Below are 13,907 nucleotides of genomic sequence, written 5' to 3' on the forward strand. Positions count from 1 at the left end.
AGTTGAGGATTGCTCATGAAGGTGTTTATTAGCTGGTCCGGTTCCACAAGCCGAGCAGTCGCGTTGGCGTTGAGTGAATGGATACCCAAGGTCATTCAGGGCGTCACCCCGTATGTCTCAGCCAAGGATCTCGACAAAGGATCAAATTGGACAGTAGAGCTCGCTAAAGAGCTCGAAGACACCGAATTTGGAATCATTTGCCTCGCGCCTGACAATTTATCATCCCCTTGGTTGCATTATGAGGCTGGAGCAATTACAAAGTCGGTCGACTCTAGAGTTGCGCCTGTTCTATTCCAAGTTGAAAAGACTAACGTAGGACATCCTCTAGCGCAGCTCCAGCTGACAAGTATTGATGCTGAGGATTTTGAACTCCTTATGATGTCTATAAGCAAGGTCGCAGGGAATCATCTCACCCCCGAACGCATAAAGGAGTCGGTAAAGGTGTGGTGGCCGTCTCTGGAAGAATCACTGGCGGCAATTGAGTCCCCGAAGCCCCCTAAGGGGGGTCAGGCAAGAGTCGCGCAAGAGCCTGACAAGCCAGAAGCCAATTCTGATGAGTTGATGTCGGAGGTGCTTTCGCTAGTGCGCCGAATGGATCGACGGCTGCGCATGTTGGAAACTACGACTCGGAACCGCGAGGAGAGGTTGCATGAGGAGCGCCGACCGCGAGGCAATCGATATGAAGAGCTTTCTCGAGACTTAGTCGAGGCTGATATTTATCGCTTCGATATGCGCCAAAGACCCGATCGACTTGTAATTGAAATACCCTCGCCGGTTGATGATGAAAAGGCGGGGTTGCTGGGCGGAATTGTGTCCCGTGAGGCGGTGAGGCAAGGAAAAGACGTGTGGGTTACATTCAACGGCAAAACATTAATTTCTGATTCTAACGGGCAGGTCTCCGAGGTTCCCTTCTGATCCACAGGCCAAGGACCCAGATTAAGGTCGCTACCCTCGTGACCTTCGGCCACGGCCACCGCACGCTGTTCGACGCGCTCGACCTCACCGTCGCGCCGGGGGACGTCGTCGGCGTCGTGGGGGCCAACGGCGCGGGCAAGTCCACGCTGCTGCGCATCCTCGGCGGGGACCTCGCCCCGCAGGCCGGCACCGTGTCCCTCGCCCCGGCGGACGCCTTCATCGGCTGGCTGCCGCAGGAGCACGAGCGCGTGTCGGGGGAGACGGTGGCCGGGTACATCGCCCGCCGCACCGGCTGCGCCGTGCGGCTGAAACACTGATGAACAGACGGAACGCGGCAGGGGAGTCGGCTTGCCTTTAGTCCCGTGATTGGCAACGGACGCGGTGACTCCCGGCCCTCCTTGCCCGCCGTGCTGCGGGCCCCTCCACCTCAGAACAGCGGCCAGGGCATCTGGCGTCCCCCGCTCGGTGCCGGGAAGGTCCCGTCGTCGAGCAACCGGATGCAGCGCTCGGTGAGGGCCGCGATCTCCGGGGCGCCTCAGCAGCCCGGCGAGCTGACGCCCCGGCTCACCGTCGAGCCCCGCGCCCACCCGGCTGACGCCGTCGCGCTCCTCCTCGCTCAGCGTCTCGCCCAGCCATCCCCACAGCACGGTGCGCAGCTTGCCCTCCACATGGAAGGTCAGCCCGTGGTCCACCCCGTATCGGTGCCTGCCGGGCATGGCGTGGATGTGTGCCCCCTGAGGTCGGTGTTGTTGACGATCACGTCGAACACCGCCAATCCTCGCAGGCAGGCCTCGAGTCCTCGTGGGCCAGGACCAGCCGATTCCCGTCCTCGTCCTCGCCCTCCTCACCGTGTGAGCCCGGCGGGGGAGCAGGCCATCACCAGCCGCCCGACGTCGCGGGCGGTCGCGGTCAGGTCCTCTGCCGTACGGCGGATCGCTGTCGCCAAGTCCTGGGGCCCGCGGCCAATGGGCACGATCGCGGTGATGCCCTCGTCGTAGAGGGCGTCCGCGTCCTGTCCCACGGATCCGGCGAGGACGATCACCGGGATCGCACGGTCGGCTGCGCGCACGGCCTGAGCCACACCGATCGGCACTTTCCCGGCCAAGGACTGGCCGTCAATGCGCCCCTCCCCGGTGATGACGAGGTCAGTTGTCTTCACGAGGTCGTGGAAACCCGCCGTCTCGAGGACGACATCGATACCTGGCTTCAAGGTGGCTCCGATGAAGGCGTGCAAGCCACCGGCGAGACCCCCCGCCGCTCCCGAACCGGGGAGCGCATCGATCGCGACCCCGAGGTCCCGCTCGACGACACCCGCGAGATGGACCAGTCCGGTGTCCAGGCTCGCCACTGATGCAGGATCCGCCCCCTTCTGGGGGCCGAACACGTGGGCTGCACCCTGCGGTCCCGTGAGGGGGTTGCTGATGTCGCACATCACCTCCACGTCGACGTCGCGGAGCCGGTCTCGTGCCGGGGTGGAGTCGATCCGCGCAATCCGGGTGAGGGTGTCGCCGGCCGGGACGAACTCCTCACCTGCGGCGTCGAGGAACCGGACGCCGAGGGCCGCGGCAGCGCCCGTGCCGCCGTCCGTCATGGCGCTCCCGCCGGCCCCGACGATGACTCTGCGCGCGCCAGCGGACACCGCGTCGAGGATCTGCTCGCCGACCCCGAACGTCGTGGCCCGCCCCGTGTCCTCGCGTCCGGAGGCGAGCGGGAGCCCGGCACATGAGGCGGTCTCCACCACCGCCACGTCCGGGTCGATCAGTCCGTAGTGGACAGGCACGCGTTCGCCGTAGAACACCCCGCAGACGGTCGCGGATCGCAAGGCGCCCCCTGCGGCAGCCACGAAGGCCTCGACGGTGCCCTCCCCGCCGTCGGCGATGGGCACCACGAGGACCTCGGCGTCGGTGACCGACGCGAGACCCGTCGCGATCGCGGAGCCCGCCTCCCGCGACGACAGGGCCCCCTTGAACGAGTCTGGGATGACGATGATGCGCTGCACGCGTGGATCTCCTAAGTCAGGTGACGGGGTCAGACGAGGACGAGGCCGAGGATCCAGATGAACACGATGGAGGTGAGTCCCAGCAGGAGCGTGACCATCGTCTGGGTACGGTAACCCTGCGAGGGCGTCATGCCGCTGAAGTTGGTGACCACCCAGAAGTACGAGTCGTTGGCGTGGGAGACGGTCATGGCGCCGGCCGCAATGGCCATGACCACGAGCGCGCTGGCCACCGGGGTCTCGAAACCCAATGCAGGCATCATCGGGAAGACCATGGCCGACGTGGTCGTGAGTGCCACGGTGGAGGAGCCCTGCGCGGTCTTCAGGACGGCGGAGACGAGGAAGGGGAAGAACAGTCCGATGACCGACAACTGTGCAGCGTTGCTCTCGATGAAGGTGACGAGGTCGGTGGCGGCGATGACGCGCCCCAGCACACCGCCGGCCGCCGTGATGAACAGAATGGGGCCGACGACCCGGAGGGTCTCCTCTGTCAGGTCGTAGAACGTCTCGCCACGGCGCACGCTGAACAGCAGGCCGACTGCGCAGAGGGTTCCGACGGCGAGCGCGATCATCGGCGTGCCGAGGAATCGGGCGAAGTCACCCGCGGGGCCGGTCCACTTCAGGACGGATGCGAGCGAGCCGAGAGCCATGAGCAGGATGGGGGCGATGATGGGCGCGAAGGACGCAGCGGTCCCAGGCATCCGCCCGTAGGACCGGCGAAGCGCGTCGTAGGCCGCCTCGAGCTCATCCGCGTCCTCCGTGCCGGTCTCCTCAAGGGAGCTCACCCTCTTGCCGATGTAGAGGGCGTACAGGTACGCGACGAGGAGTGCGGGGATCGAGACGAGGACGCCGAGGCCGATCACCAACAGAAGGTAGTCGCCGATGCCGAGGTTCTGGGCGGCTGCGATGGGCCCCGGGGTCGGTGGGATGAAGACGTGCGAGGTGTACAGGCCTGCCGCCAGGGCCACGGTCATCGCCACGGGTGACACCCCGGTGCGACGGGCCAGGGCCTTACGGATGGGGTTGAGAATGACGAATCCGGAGTCGCAGAACACGGGGATGGAGACCACCCAGCCCATGAGCTGCATCGCCAGGACGGGGTAGCGCTTACCGACGACCCGTACGAGCGCGTCGGCGATCCTGAAGGCACCGCCGGTGCGCTCCAAGATGAGTCCGATGAGCGTGCCCAGGATGATGACGATGCCGATCGATGTGAAGATCCCGGAGAATCCCTCCCCGATCACGTCGGCGATGCCCTTGACGGGCGCTTCCCCTTCGGCGCCGGTCGACTTCACCAGCGGGATCCCACCGATGATCCCCAGGGCGAAGGCGACGACCATGATCGAGAGGAAGGGGTGGATCTTCCATTTGGAGATCATGACGATCATCAGGGCGACGGCGAGGATAAAGACGAGCAGAAACGGTATTCCAGTCATCGGAAGTCCTTTGTGCGGCAGGGGATTCCAGCCGGAGTAGGACCGATGGGACTTCAGCGGCGATGTTCTGACGAACAGGGTTCGGCCGTCTCAATGGCCCTCTGCATCCCGCAGGGTGCCTCCTGAGTTCCACCTCACCGACTGGTACCATAAGCAAGTACCACATCGCACCCGAGGAGGCCAGCATGTCCATCAGCGCCAGTGAAGCCCGCAAGACCCTGTTCCCGCTCATCGAGCGAGTGAATGCGGACCGCGACGCCGTAGAGATCGTCTCCCGCAAGGGGAATGCCGTCCTCATGCCCGCGGACGAGTACGCCGCCTGGCAGGAGACCGCCTACCTGTTCCGCTCCCCGGCCAACGCCCGACGGCTGCTGGACGCCTACGAGCGCGCCCGCGCAGGGAGCGTTGAGGAGCACGCTCTGGACCGCATGGACGGGGACGCCTGAGTGCGCCTCGTGTGGGACCGCTCCGCCTGGGAGGACTACACGCACTGGCAGACCACGGACCGCAAGGTCCTCAAGCGGATCAACACCCTCATCGACGCCGCCCTGCGTGATCCCTTCGAGGGGATCGGCAAGCCCGAGCAGCTGAAGTACGGCGCGGCCGGGGCATGGTCCCGACGCATCACGGAGGAGCACAGGCTCCTCTACCTCGTCGACGGCGAGGACCTGATCATCCTCCAGGCGAGGTATCACTACTGACATGCGCTTCACCCAGGCCGAGCTCCAACAGTTCCGCGACCGCACCGTCCCCGACCTGCTGCCAGACCCGCTGCGGCTGCTGTTCATCGGCATCAACCCCGGCCTGTGGACCGCCGCCACCGGTGCGCACTTCGCCCGCCGCGGCAACCGCTTCTACCCGGCCCTGCACCGCGCCGGGCTCACCCGACACCTGATCGACGCCTCCGACGGCTACAAGGCCGAGGACCTCGCCGAGCTGCACGCCCGCGGCATTGGGATCTCCAACCTCGTCCCGCGTGCCACCGCCCGCGCCGACGAGCTCACCGCGGAGGATCTCGCCGCCGCCCCCGCCCGCCTGGACGCGCTCGTGGCAGCGCATGCGCCGGCCGTCGTCGCTGTGTTGGGGGTGACGGCCTACCGGCAGGCGTTCGGACGCCCGAAGGCGGTGCTGGGGGAGCAGCAGACGCCGTGGCCGGGCACGCGGCTGTTCGTGGCGCCGAACCCCAGCGGGCTCAACGCTCACGCCACCCTGGACTCGCTCGCCGCGGACTACCGTGCGGCCGGTGCCGCGGCGGGGCTCGTGGACTGAGTGCGCCCGCTGTCCCTGCGGCCGCGCTGACGCCTCAGGCCCGTCAGAAGAGCGGCCAGGGCACGGCCGGCGTCAGGCCGCTCGGTGCCGGGAAGGTCCCGTCCTCGAGCAACCGGGCACAGCGTTCGGCCGAGGCTTCGACTTCCTCGGCACTGAGCAACCCCGCCAGCCCCCGCCCCAGCTCGCCAGCAAGTCCCTCGAGAACCCGGCCGACGCCGTCGCGCTCCTCCTCGCTCAGCACCTCGCCCAACCAGCCCCACAGCACGGTCCGCAGCTTGTCCGCCACATGGAAGGTGAGCCCGTGGTCCACGCCGTGGCGGTGCCCGCCGGGCATGGCGAGGATGTGGGCGCCCTTGCGGTCGGCGTTGTTGACGATCACGTCGAACACCGCCATGCGGCGCAGCGCCGCCGAGTCCTCATGGGCCAGGACCAGCCGGTTCCCGTCCTCGTCCTCGCCCTCCAGGATCGTGAGCCACCCCGCGGTCGGCACCTTGTCCGCTGGGAACAGGTCCACGGCGTCCTGCCCAGGATCCTGCTCCTGCCAGAGCTGCACCATGCCCTCGCCGAAGGGGCCGTCGCGCAGCCACGTGCGCGGCACGATATCCCACCCCAGTGCCTCGGACACCAGGTGCGCGGCCACCTCGCGGCGGGCCAGGGTTGCGGCGGGGAAGTCCCAGAGCGGGGCCTCGCCGGCCACCGGCTTGTAGACCACCGGGGTGTCACCGATCGCGCCGAGGAACGTGGCGTTGGACGCCGTCGTGATGCGGCCGGTGAGCGTCAGCTCCCCGGACATCAGCTCGCCGGCGGGCACGTCCGCGGCGCTCATCAGGAGTCGGGGAGAGTGCAGTCGTGGCCGTCGGGGTCGATGGGCTGGCCGCAGTCCGAGCAGATCGGGCGCCCGGCGTCCACGACCTCCCGGGTGCGGCGGGCGAACGCCCGGGCGGCACCGACGGGCATCCGCACGCGCACGGCCTCGGCGTCCGCCTCGAGCGCCGGGGCGGCGTCGTCGTCGGTCAGCGGGTGCGCGTCGATGAGCACCTGCGCGGTGGTGGGGTCCCAGCCCAGGCCGATGGCCCCCACCCGGAACCACTCCTGCACCGGGTCCAGCGGATCGTTGTCCACGAGTTCCACGGGCGTGCTGGCCGGGACGCTGTGCGGATTGCCCTCCAACGCCATCAGATCGTCGAGGATCTCGTCGAGCATCTCCGCCATCAGGGCCGACTGCTGCTTCTCCAGGGCCAGGCTCACCAGCCGGGGCCCGGTGCGCACCTGCAGGTAGAACGTGCGGGCTCCGGGACGCCCGAGCGTCCCGATCACGACCCGATCCGGCCAGTCGAACTCATGGGCGGGGGCAGGTGCATCACTCATGCCACGATCCTAGGCGTCCGCTCGTCCACCGCGCCGGGGCCGGTGCCCGCGCCGCCGCCCACCGGGGCGTCGTCGGACGGGCCGAGGGCCGAGAGCCAGGACAGGTCCCCGGCGTCGGTGTTGGTCGCCCAGACCCGCGGGCGGCTCGGCCCGTAGCTCACGATGGACACGGAGGCGGGTCCCACCTCGATCCGCTGGAACAGATCCAGGTGCGTGCCGAGCGCGTCGGCCAGGATCGACTTGATGACGTCCCCGTGGCTCACCGCCACCCACACCGCCCCGGGCCCGTGCTCGGCCTCGACGGCGGCGTCGTGCCGGCGGATCGCCGCCACCGCGCGGGCCTGCATGCCCGCCATGGACTCCCCGCCGGGGAAGACGACGGCGGACGGCTGGGTCTGCACCGTCGCCCACAGGGGCTCGGTGGCCAGGTCGCTGAGCGCGCGTCCCTGCCACTGGCCGTAGTCGCACTCGGTGAGGTCGTCGTCGACCAGCGAGGGCACCGTCTCCGGCTGGCGATCGAGGAGGGCGTGGGCCGTCTGCGCGCACCGCTCCAGGGGGCTGGCCACCACTGCGGCCACGGGCACGGCCGCGATCCGATCCCCGGTGCGGGCCACCTGCTCCCGTCCATGATCGTCCAGGCTGACCCCGGGGGTGCGGCCCGCCAACAGTCCGGTCGCGTTGGCCGTGGTGCGGCCGTGCCGCACGAGAAGTACCGTCGCCATGGCCTCAGCGTAGCGAGGGGATGCCCGCCTCTCGCGGACAAAGCCTCGCGGCCATGACGCAAAGGGTCAGTGACGCAACGCGAGCACGCCTATGCCCGGCAAGGCTGACGCCCGTCTGCAGGCCTCGAACGCCCGGAGCAGGCCCTCGAGGCCTAGGACGGCGCCCTGCTGCTGGTCACCCACGACCGCCGCATGCTCGAGGCCGTCCGACTCGACCGCCGCTGATACCCTCCCCCGGTAGTCAACCTCCTGCTCTCGGTGACGTTCGCGTGCGGCGTGGCGATCGCCGGGCTCCACGTGGTGAACCGGCGGTTCATCGCGCCGATGTACGACGTCGTCCTCAACCTGGCCGCGTTCCTCGCCGCCGTCGCCTCCTCCGTGCTCCTGGGGCACGTGCTGCCCGCGGTGTTCGCCGCGCTGGCCGTGCTCGCCTGGCTGATCCTGGCCGTCCGCACGGTGCGCGCCCGCCGCGCGGGGCACGAGCCCGCCGGCCAGCGCCCCGCCGGCGCCCGCCTCTAGGCTGGCGCCATGTCCTTCCTGATTCCTTCCGTCCCCGTCTCCTGCGGCTGCCTCCTCTTCGACGAGGCCGGCCGCCTGCTCGTGCTCAAGCCCACCTACAAGAAGGGGTGGACCATCCCCGGCGGGATCATGGAGGACGACGGCGAGACCCCCTGGGACGGCTGCCGCCGCGAGGTCCGGGAGGAGACGGGCCTGGAGGTGACCGCCGGGCGGCTCGTCGCCGTCGACACGCGGCCCAGCAAAGCCGACGGCCGGACCGGCCTGCGCTTCCTCTTCCGCGCCGTCCACCCGCTCACTGCCGCGGACGTCGCCGCCATCGGCCTGCAGGAGGACGAGGCCTCCGAGCATCGCTTCGTGACGCGCCAGGAGGCCCGGAAGCTCCTGCGCCCGGCGATCGCCCGCCGCGTCGACGCCGCCTGGGACGCCGCGCACTGCGTCTACCTGGAGGACGGGCGTCCCGCCGCGGGGGTGGATCAGCCGGCGGGCTGAGGCCCGGCCCCCGGCCGGACGAGCGGTGCCCGGCGGCGTCCCCGTCCTGGATGAGGGCCGCCGTCTGATCTGCGGAGGTGATCGTGGCGGCCCGGCCAGGAGAGTGGACGCGGGACGAGACGGTGCGCCCAGGCAACGGCGGGACGGTCCCACGGACGGCGCTGCCGTGGCAGCGGAAGAGGTCGAGGACCCTCCGGGGAGGATGCCCCGGCTCGGGTACCGTAGCGAAAGGATCCCACCCCCCAGACCTTCTGACAGGACCACCATGAACGACTCCCCGCTCGTCTCCAAGCTCTCCGCCGAGCTCCTCGGCACCTTCGTGCTCGTCTTCGGCGGCGCCGGTGCGGCCGTGTTCTCCGCCTCCGTGATCGACGACGCCGCAGGCGTCAACATGGGCATCGGCTTCCTCGGCGTCGCCCTCGCCTTCGGCCTGACCGTGGTGGCCATGGCCTACGCCGTAGGCCACATCTCCGGCGGTCACTTCAACCCGGCCGTCACGCTGGGTGCGGCGCTCGCGGGTCGTCTGCCGTGGAAGCTCACTGTGCCGTACTGGATCGCCCAGCTCGTGGGCGGCGTGGCGGCCGGCGGCGTGCTGCTGGCGATCGCCTCCGGTCGTCCGGGCTACTCGCTTGCGGAGAACGGCCTGGCCACCAACGGCTATGGCGAACTCTCGCCCGCGGGCTACTCGATGGGCGCGGTGTTCCTGACCGAGGTGCTGCTGACCGCCGTGTTCCTCTACGTCATCCTCGGCGCCACGGACCGCCGTGCTCCGTCCGGCTTCGCGCCGCTGGCCATCGGCCTGACCCTCACGCTGATCCACCTGATCTCCATCCCCGTGTCGAACACCTCCGTGAACCCCGCTCGCTCCTTCGGCGTGGCCCTGTTCGCGGGCGGGGACGCCCTCGGCCAGGTCTGGCTGTTCTTCGTGGCCCCGTTGTTGGGCGCCGCGGTCGCCGGTCTCAGCTACCGCTTCGTCTTCCCCAACACCTCCCGGGTGACCGAGGAGCTGCCCGAGCCCGCCGCCGACGGGACGCGGGACGCCGTCTGATCCCTGTCATTCGGGCCCTGCCCTCACCGCCCCGTCTCTTCCCGCACCTCCTTGGAACGCAGCAGGCGCGGCGCCGTCGTCAGCGCCAGCCCGCCGAGGATGTTCAGGGGGATCACCCACCACACCCAACTGAGCCACTCGAGCCACCCCACGCCGTGCGCTCCGGACAGGATGGCTCCGATGATGAGGATCGAGTCCATCACCGAATGGAAGAGCGAACCGCCGGCGAGGACGATGGCTCCGGCGACGGACGCGACGATCATCGCCGTCGGGCTGTCCGTCCCGGCCTGCATCCGCGTCACGAGGGTGATCGCCACCCCGGCCAGGACCGCCAGGGCGGCGCCCTGCCAGCTGAAGCCGATGTCCAGGAAGTGGTGGGCGCTCTCGGCCAGGGTGCCGTGCAGGTCGGGGAACCCCGCCACCACGAGGGCGATCATCACGGTGCCGCCGAGGAGGTTCATCACGAGGGTCACCGCCCACAGACGCAGCAGCTCCATCCACGTGCCCCGGCCGGCGGCGATCGCGGTGATCGGGTAGTAGAACCCCTCCGTGAAGAGCTCGGAGTGGGCGAGGAACAGGCTGACCAGGCCGATGGAGAACGCGAGTCCGGCCAGAAGGTGGCTGCCCGTCTCGTGGAGCGTGAGCAGGTACGCGAGCAGGCCGATCGTGATCTCGACGCCGCCCAGGAACCCGGTGGTCGTCAGGACGGTGAGGGACCGATGCAGGCGTTCCGCGCCCTCGTCTGCCGCCGCCCTGTGGGCCGCCGGCCTGCCGGAGACGGACTGACCGGCATCGCTCCCTTCACGGTCATGTCCGTGGCACACTGGGCCGATGATGCATGACGAACGGCCCACGGGTCGGCTGGGCCTCGCCCTGGGCGGCGGAGGAGCGCGCGGGCTGTGCCACATCGGGGTCTGGCGGGTGCTCGAGGAGCTCGACATCCGCCCGGACGTGCTCGCGGGAACGAGCATGGGCGGCCTCCTCGGCGCGCTCATAGCCGCCGGTCATGACGCCGCCTCGCTCGAGAAGATCGAGCGGAGCGTGGACTGGCCGCGGCTCATCAACTGGGGCCTGACCGGCGGCATCCTCTCCAGCGAGAGGCTGCGGGCCTGGCTCCGCGAGCTGCTCCCGGACACCTTCGAGGAGCTGCAGATTCCCCTGGTGCTCACCGCGGCCGACGTCGTCGAGGGCCAGACCCGCTACCTGCACACCGGGGACCTCATCACCGCGATCCAGGCGACCACCGCCTACCCCGGCGCGCTGGAGCCGGTGACCGTGGGGGACTCCGTGCTGGTGGACGGCGGCATCCTCAACCAGATCCCGGTGGACGGGGTGCGCTTCCTGGGCGCGCAGCGGGTGATCGCCGTCGATGCCACCACGCTCGAGCCCCTGGAGCGGCCGGAGCCCGGGGCGCGCACCCGCACCCGCCGTTCGCCCGCCACGTCGCTGCGCCAGGCCATGCGGGCGATTGACGTCATGCAGGCCCAGCTCACCACCGTCCGGCTCTCGCTCTACCGGCCGGACGTGCTCATCAGCCCGCCGATCGAGGGGATGACGGTCGCGGACTTCCGCAGCTCCGGCGTCGCCATCGCGGCGGGAGAGGAGGCGACGCGCGCCCGGGCCGAGAAGCTCGTGGAGCTCAGTCGCGGCAGAATGGCCTGACGCCCGCCGCACTTCCGTCAGGAGCACCATGACCGCCACCCTTGTCGCCTCCGGCCTCGCCGGCGGCCACGGCCACCGCACGCTCTTCGAGGATCTGGACCTCACGGTCGCGCCCGGGGACGTCGTCGGCGTCGTGGGGGCCAACGGCGCGGGCAAGTCCACCCTGCTGCGCATCCTCGGCGGGGACCTCGCGCCGCAGGCCGGCACGGTCAGCCTGGCCCCGGCCGACGCGTTCGTGGGCTGGCTGCCGCAGGAGCGCGAGCGGGTGCCGGGGGAGACGGTCGCCGGGTACATCGCCCGCCGCACCGGCTGCGCCGAGGCCACTCGAGAGATGGACGCCTCCGCTTCGGGCCTGGCGGACCCGGACGTCACGGACGCCGCCGCAGACCGCTACAACACCGCCCTCACCCGCTGGCTGGCCTCCGGCGCCGCGGACCTGGAGGAGCGCATCCCCGCCGTCCTGGCCGACCTCGGCCTCGACCTCTCCGCCTCCCCGGAACAGGTCCTCATGACCTCCCTCTCCGGTGGGCAGGCCGCCCGCGTCGGCCTCGCCGCGCTGTTGCTCTCCCGCTTCGACGTCGTGCTCCTGGACGAGCCCACCAACGACCTGGACCTCGACGGTCTGACCCGCCTGGAGGCCTTCGTGCAGGAGCTGCGCGGCGGCGTCGTGCTGGTGAGCCACGACCGCGAGTTCCTGGCCCGCTGCGTCACCCGCGTCCTGGAGCTCGACCTCGCCCAGCGCACCAACCGCGTCTACGGCGGCGGCTACGAGGCCTACCTCGAGGAGCGGGCCACCCTGCGCCGCCAGGCCCGGGAGAAGTACGAGGAGTTCGCCGAGCAGAAGCAGGACCTCGTCTCCCGCGCCCGCATCCAGCGGGAGTGGTCCAGCCAGGGCGTGCGCAACGCGATGAAGAAGTCCCCGGACAACGACAAGCTGCGCCGCAGGGCCAACAGTGAGTCGAGCGAGAAGCAGGCCCAGAAGGTCCGGCAGATGGAGAGCCGCATCGCGCGCCTGGAGGAGGTGGAGGAGCCGCGCAAGGAGTGGAGGCTGGAGTTCACCATCGGTGCGGCGCCGCGCTCCAGCTCGGTGGTCGCCACCCTCAACGACGCCGTCTTCCGGCAGGGAGGCTTCACGCTCGGCCCGGTGTCCCTCCAGGTGAACGCGGGGGAGCGGATCGGCATCACCGGGCCCAACGGGGCCGGCAAGTCCACCCTGCTGCGCGCGCTGCTGGGCCGCCAGGCCCCGGACGAGGGCACGGCCGCCCTGGGGTCCAGCGTGCAGATCGGGGAGATCGACCAGGCGCGCTCGCTGCTGGCCGGGACCGTCCCGCTCGCCGCGGCCGTCGAGGCGCTCGTGCCCGAGATGGCCTCCGGGGAGGTGCGCACCCTGCTGGCCAAGTTCGGCCTCAAGGCCGACCACGTGAACCGCCCCGTGGACGAGCTCTCGCCCGGCGAGCGCACCCGGGCATCCCTGGCCCTGCTCCAGGCCCGCGGGGTGAACGTCCTGGTGCTCGACGAGCCCACCAACCACCTGGACCTGGAGGCCATCGAGCAGCTCGAACAGGCCCTGGAGACCTATGAGGGCGCCCTGCTGCTCGTCACCCACGACCGCCGCATGCTGGACACCGTCCGCACCGACCGTCGCTGGCAGGTCCAGGACGGGCGGGTGACGGAGCGCTGACGACCCGGGCACCGTCACCCTTGCCCGAGATTCGGTTGTGTACGACCATGAGAGTTCAGTCCCCACCGACGAAAGGGCCCCAGACATGTCCCGCATCCTGATGATCCTCACCTCGCACGACCAGCTGGGCGACACCGGCCGCAAGACCGGGTTCTGGCTCGAGGAGTTCGCCTCGCCCTACTATGTCTTCACGGACGCCGGCCACGAGGTCACCCTCGCCTCGCCCCGCGGCGGCCAGCCGCCCATCGACCCGACGAGCTCGAAGCCGGAGATGCAGACCGAGGCCACCCGCCGGTTCGACCAGGACGAGGAGGCCAAGGCCGCCCTGGCCCACACCACGCCCCTGGCGCAGGTGGACGTGGACGGGTTCGACGCCGTCTTCTACCCGGGCGGTCACGGCCCGCTGTGGGACCTGGTGTCCGACGCCGACTCCACGCGGATCATCCTCGACAGCGACGCGGCCGGGCGCCCGCTCGGCCTCGTCTGCCACGCGCCCGGGATCCTGCACCCGATCACCGCCGCCGACGGCACCCCGTTCGTGCGCGGCCGTCAGGTCACCGGGTTCACCAACGGCGAGGAGGAGGCCGCCCAGCTGACGGACGTCGTCCCGTTCCTCGTCGAGGACTCGCTGATCGCCGCCGGCGCGGACTACCGCAAGGGCCCGGACGGGGAGAGCTTCGTGGTCACGGACGGCACCCTGGTGACCGGCCAGAACCCGGCCTCCTCCGCCGACGCCGCCCGCCGCCTCCTGGACCTGCTCGCGCGCTGACCCTCCACCGAGCCCGCCGCCCCGACCCCGAGG

At 70.1% G+C, this 13,907-nt stretch carries 16 protein-coding genes and 3 pseudogenes; 12 read left to right on the forward strand and 7 right to left on the reverse strand.

Translation table 11 applies throughout. The annotated features are described in order from the left end of the window. The first annotated feature begins 15 nt into the window (after positions 1-15). Positions 16-915 carry a toll/interleukin-1 receptor domain-containing protein gene (locus J1M37_RS03580; protein WP_206452119.1) on the forward strand — a complete coding sequence of 300 codons (900 nt, stop codon included), beginning with the start codon at positions 16-18 and terminating at the stop codon, positions 913-915. 20 nt (positions 916-935) lie between these two features. Further along, positions 936-1,214, forward strand: a pseudogene (locus tag J1M37_RS03585) (ATP-binding cassette domain-containing protein); the annotation flags it as partial. Positions 1,215-1,342: 128 nt separating this feature from the next. Here the strand turns inward: J1M37_RS03585 and J1M37_RS11410 are convergent. From J1M37_RS11410 to J1M37_RS03595, 3 genes and pseudogenes are all read right to left on the reverse strand, one after another. Further along, positions 1,343-1,758, reverse strand: a pseudogene (locus J1M37_RS11410) (SCO1664 family protein); the annotation flags it as partial. Position 1,759: 1 nt separating this feature from the next. Further along, positions 1,760-2,914, reverse strand: a complete 1,155-nt coding sequence (locus J1M37_RS03590; protein ID WP_206452120.1) for a glycerate kinase — start codon at positions 2,912-2,914, stop codon at positions 1,760-1,762. Between the two features lie 29 nt (positions 2,915-2,943). Next, a complete protein-coding gene (locus J1M37_RS03595) occupies positions 2,944-4,347 on the reverse strand; it encodes a GntP family permease (RefSeq protein WP_155932746.1) in 1,404 nt (467 codons plus the stop codon). A 185-nt stretch (positions 4,348-4,532) separates the two neighbouring features. Between J1M37_RS03595 and J1M37_RS03600 the strand changes: the two genes are divergently transcribed. Genes J1M37_RS03600 through J1M37_RS03610 form a run of 3 tightly spaced genes read left to right on the forward strand, consistent with a single transcriptional unit; the run spans position 4,533 to position 5,616 of the window. Beyond that, positions 4,533-4,793 carry a type II toxin-antitoxin system Phd/YefM family antitoxin gene (locus tag J1M37_RS03600; RefSeq protein WP_036340860.1) on the forward strand — a complete coding sequence of 87 codons (261 nt, stop codon included), beginning with the start codon at positions 4,533-4,535 and terminating at the stop codon, positions 4,791-4,793. Further along, positions 4,794-5,048: a Txe/YoeB family addiction module toxin gene (locus J1M37_RS03605; RefSeq protein ID WP_206452121.1), complete on the forward strand. Its 255-nt coding sequence runs from the start codon at positions 4,794-4,796 to the stop codon at positions 5,046-5,048. It begins immediately after the preceding gene. Between the two features lies 1 nt (position 5,049). Further along, positions 5,050-5,616, forward strand: a complete 567-nt coding sequence (locus J1M37_RS03610; protein WP_036316392.1) for a mismatch-specific DNA-glycosylase — start codon at positions 5,050-5,052, stop codon at positions 5,614-5,616. A 43-nt stretch (positions 5,617-5,659) separates the two neighbouring features. Here J1M37_RS03610 and J1M37_RS03615 read toward each other — a convergent pair whose 3' ends face one another. From J1M37_RS03615 to J1M37_RS03625, 3 genes are read right to left on the reverse strand one after another with little or no spacing between them, the layout of a single operon-like run. Continuing rightward, the gene (locus J1M37_RS03615) at positions 5,660-6,442 is read right to left on the reverse strand and encodes an SCO1664 family protein (protein ID WP_069941698.1); all 783 of its coding nucleotides are present in this window, start codon (positions 6,440-6,442) and stop codon (positions 5,660-5,662) included. After that, positions 6,442-6,984 (reverse strand): DUF3090 domain-containing protein, encoded by a 543-nt coding sequence (locus tag J1M37_RS03620; protein WP_036340843.1) that lies wholly within the window; start codon positions 6,982-6,984, stop codon positions 6,442-6,444. Before J1M37_RS03620 ends, J1M37_RS03615 begins: the two co-directional genes overlap by 1 nt. Then, a complete protein-coding gene (locus tag J1M37_RS03625) occupies positions 6,981-7,706 on the reverse strand; it encodes a histidine phosphatase family protein (RefSeq protein WP_152744175.1) in 726 nt (241 codons plus the stop codon). The genes J1M37_RS03620 and J1M37_RS03625 overlap by 4 nt, the downstream gene beginning before the upstream one ends. A gap of 123 nt (positions 7,707-7,829) precedes the next feature. On the opposite strand from J1M37_RS03625, the pseudogene J1M37_RS11770 reads away from it, so the two are divergent. The 4 genes and pseudogenes from J1M37_RS11770 to aqpZ all read left to right on the forward strand — a co-directional run. Further along, a pseudogene (locus J1M37_RS11770) lies at positions 7,830-7,931 on the forward strand (ATP-binding cassette domain-containing protein); the annotation flags it as partial. Between the two features lie 33 nt (positions 7,932-7,964). Next, on the forward strand, positions 7,965-8,225 hold the full coding sequence (locus J1M37_RS03630; RefSeq protein WP_052001280.1) for a hypothetical protein: 261 nt from the start codon (positions 7,965-7,967) through the stop codon (positions 8,223-8,225). 9 nt (positions 8,226-8,234) lie between these two features. Beyond that, entirely contained in the window at positions 8,235-8,714 is a 480-nt protein-coding gene (locus tag J1M37_RS03635; RefSeq protein ID WP_036316396.1) for an NUDIX domain-containing protein, read from the forward strand. A 265-nt stretch (positions 8,715-8,979) separates the two neighbouring features. Further along, positions 8,980-9,762: an aquaporin Z gene (aqpZ, locus tag J1M37_RS03640; RefSeq protein ID WP_206452122.1), complete on the forward strand. Its 783-nt coding sequence runs from the start codon at positions 8,980-8,982 to the stop codon at positions 9,760-9,762. A 23-nt stretch (positions 9,763-9,785) separates the two neighbouring features. On the opposite strand, the gene J1M37_RS03645 is transcribed toward aqpZ, so the two are convergent. Beyond that, positions 9,786-10,586, reverse strand: a complete 801-nt coding sequence (locus J1M37_RS03645; RefSeq protein WP_078025878.1) for a formate/nitrite transporter family protein — start codon at positions 10,584-10,586, stop codon at positions 9,786-9,788. Positions 10,587-10,593: 7 nt separating this feature from the next. Between J1M37_RS03645 and J1M37_RS03650 the strand changes: the two genes are divergently transcribed. The 3 genes from J1M37_RS03650 (at position 10,594) to J1M37_RS03660 (ending at position 13,874) form a co-directional block, all read left to right on the forward strand. Then, positions 10,594-11,424, forward strand: coding sequence for a patatin-like phospholipase family protein (locus J1M37_RS03650; protein ID WP_010080497.1), 831 nt, complete (start codon positions 10,594-10,596; stop codon positions 11,422-11,424). A gap of 28 nt (positions 11,425-11,452) precedes the next feature. Continuing rightward, positions 11,453-13,105 (forward strand): ribosomal protection-like ABC-F family protein, encoded by a 1,653-nt coding sequence (abc-f, locus tag J1M37_RS03655; protein WP_036340837.1) that lies wholly within the window; start codon positions 11,453-11,455, stop codon positions 13,103-13,105. Between the two features lie 85 nt (positions 13,106-13,190). Beyond that, on the forward strand, positions 13,191-13,874 hold the full coding sequence (locus J1M37_RS03660) for a type 1 glutamine amidotransferase domain-containing protein (RefSeq protein ID WP_069941694.1): 684 nt from the start codon (positions 13,191-13,193) through the stop codon (positions 13,872-13,874). Positions 13,875-13,907: the final 33 nt, after the last annotated feature.

The sequence above is a fragment of the Micrococcus sp. KRD012 genome (assembly GCF_017168555.1).
In the GTDB taxonomy this organism is placed as follows: Bacteria; Actinomycetota; Actinomycetes; order Actinomycetales; family Micrococcaceae; genus Micrococcus; species Micrococcus luteus.

Excerpts from the sequence above, each read along its gene's own strand:
- J1M37_RS03600 (WP_036340860.1), top strand. The coding sequence starts at position 4,533 with ATGTCCATCAGCGCCAGTGAAGCCCGCAAGACCCTGTTCCCGCTCATC.
- abc-f (WP_036340837.1), top strand. The coding sequence starts at position 11,453 with ATGACCGCCACCCTTGTCGCCTCCGGCCTCGCCGGCGGCCACGGCCAC.
- J1M37_RS03620 (WP_036340843.1), bottom strand. The coding sequence starts at position 6,984 with ATGAGTGATGCACCTGCCCCCGCCCATGAGTTCGACTGGCCGGATCGG.
- J1M37_RS03635 (WP_036316396.1), top strand. The coding sequence starts at position 8,235 with ATGTCCTTCCTGATTCCTTCCGTCCCCGTCTCCTGCGGCTGCCTCCTC.
- J1M37_RS03595 (WP_155932746.1), bottom strand. The coding sequence starts at position 4,347 with ATGACTGGAATACCGTTTCTGCTCGTCTTTATCCTCGCCGTCGCCCTG.
- J1M37_RS03650 (WP_010080497.1), top strand. The coding sequence starts at position 10,594 with ATGATGCATGACGAACGGCCCACGGGTCGGCTGGGCCTCGCCCTGGGC.
- aqpZ (WP_206452122.1), top strand. The coding sequence starts at position 8,980 with ATGAACGACTCCCCGCTCGTCTCCAAGCTCTCCGCCGAGCTCCTCGGC.
- J1M37_RS03615 (WP_069941698.1), bottom strand. The coding sequence starts at position 6,442 with ATGAGCGCCGCGGACGTGCCCGCCGGCGAGCTGATGTCCGGGGAGCTG.
- J1M37_RS03610 (WP_036316392.1), top strand. The coding sequence starts at position 5,050 with ATGCGCTTCACCCAGGCCGAGCTCCAACAGTTCCGCGACCGCACCGTC.
- J1M37_RS03660 (WP_069941694.1), top strand. The coding sequence starts at position 13,191 with ATGTCCCGCATCCTGATGATCCTCACCTCGCACGACCAGCTGGGCGAC.
- J1M37_RS03580 (WP_206452119.1), top strand. The coding sequence starts at position 16 with ATGAAGGTGTTTATTAGCTGGTCCGGTTCCACAAGCCGAGCAGTCGCG.
- J1M37_RS03625 (WP_152744175.1), bottom strand. The coding sequence starts at position 7,706 with ATGGCGACGGTACTTCTCGTGCGGCACGGCCGCACCACGGCCAACGCG.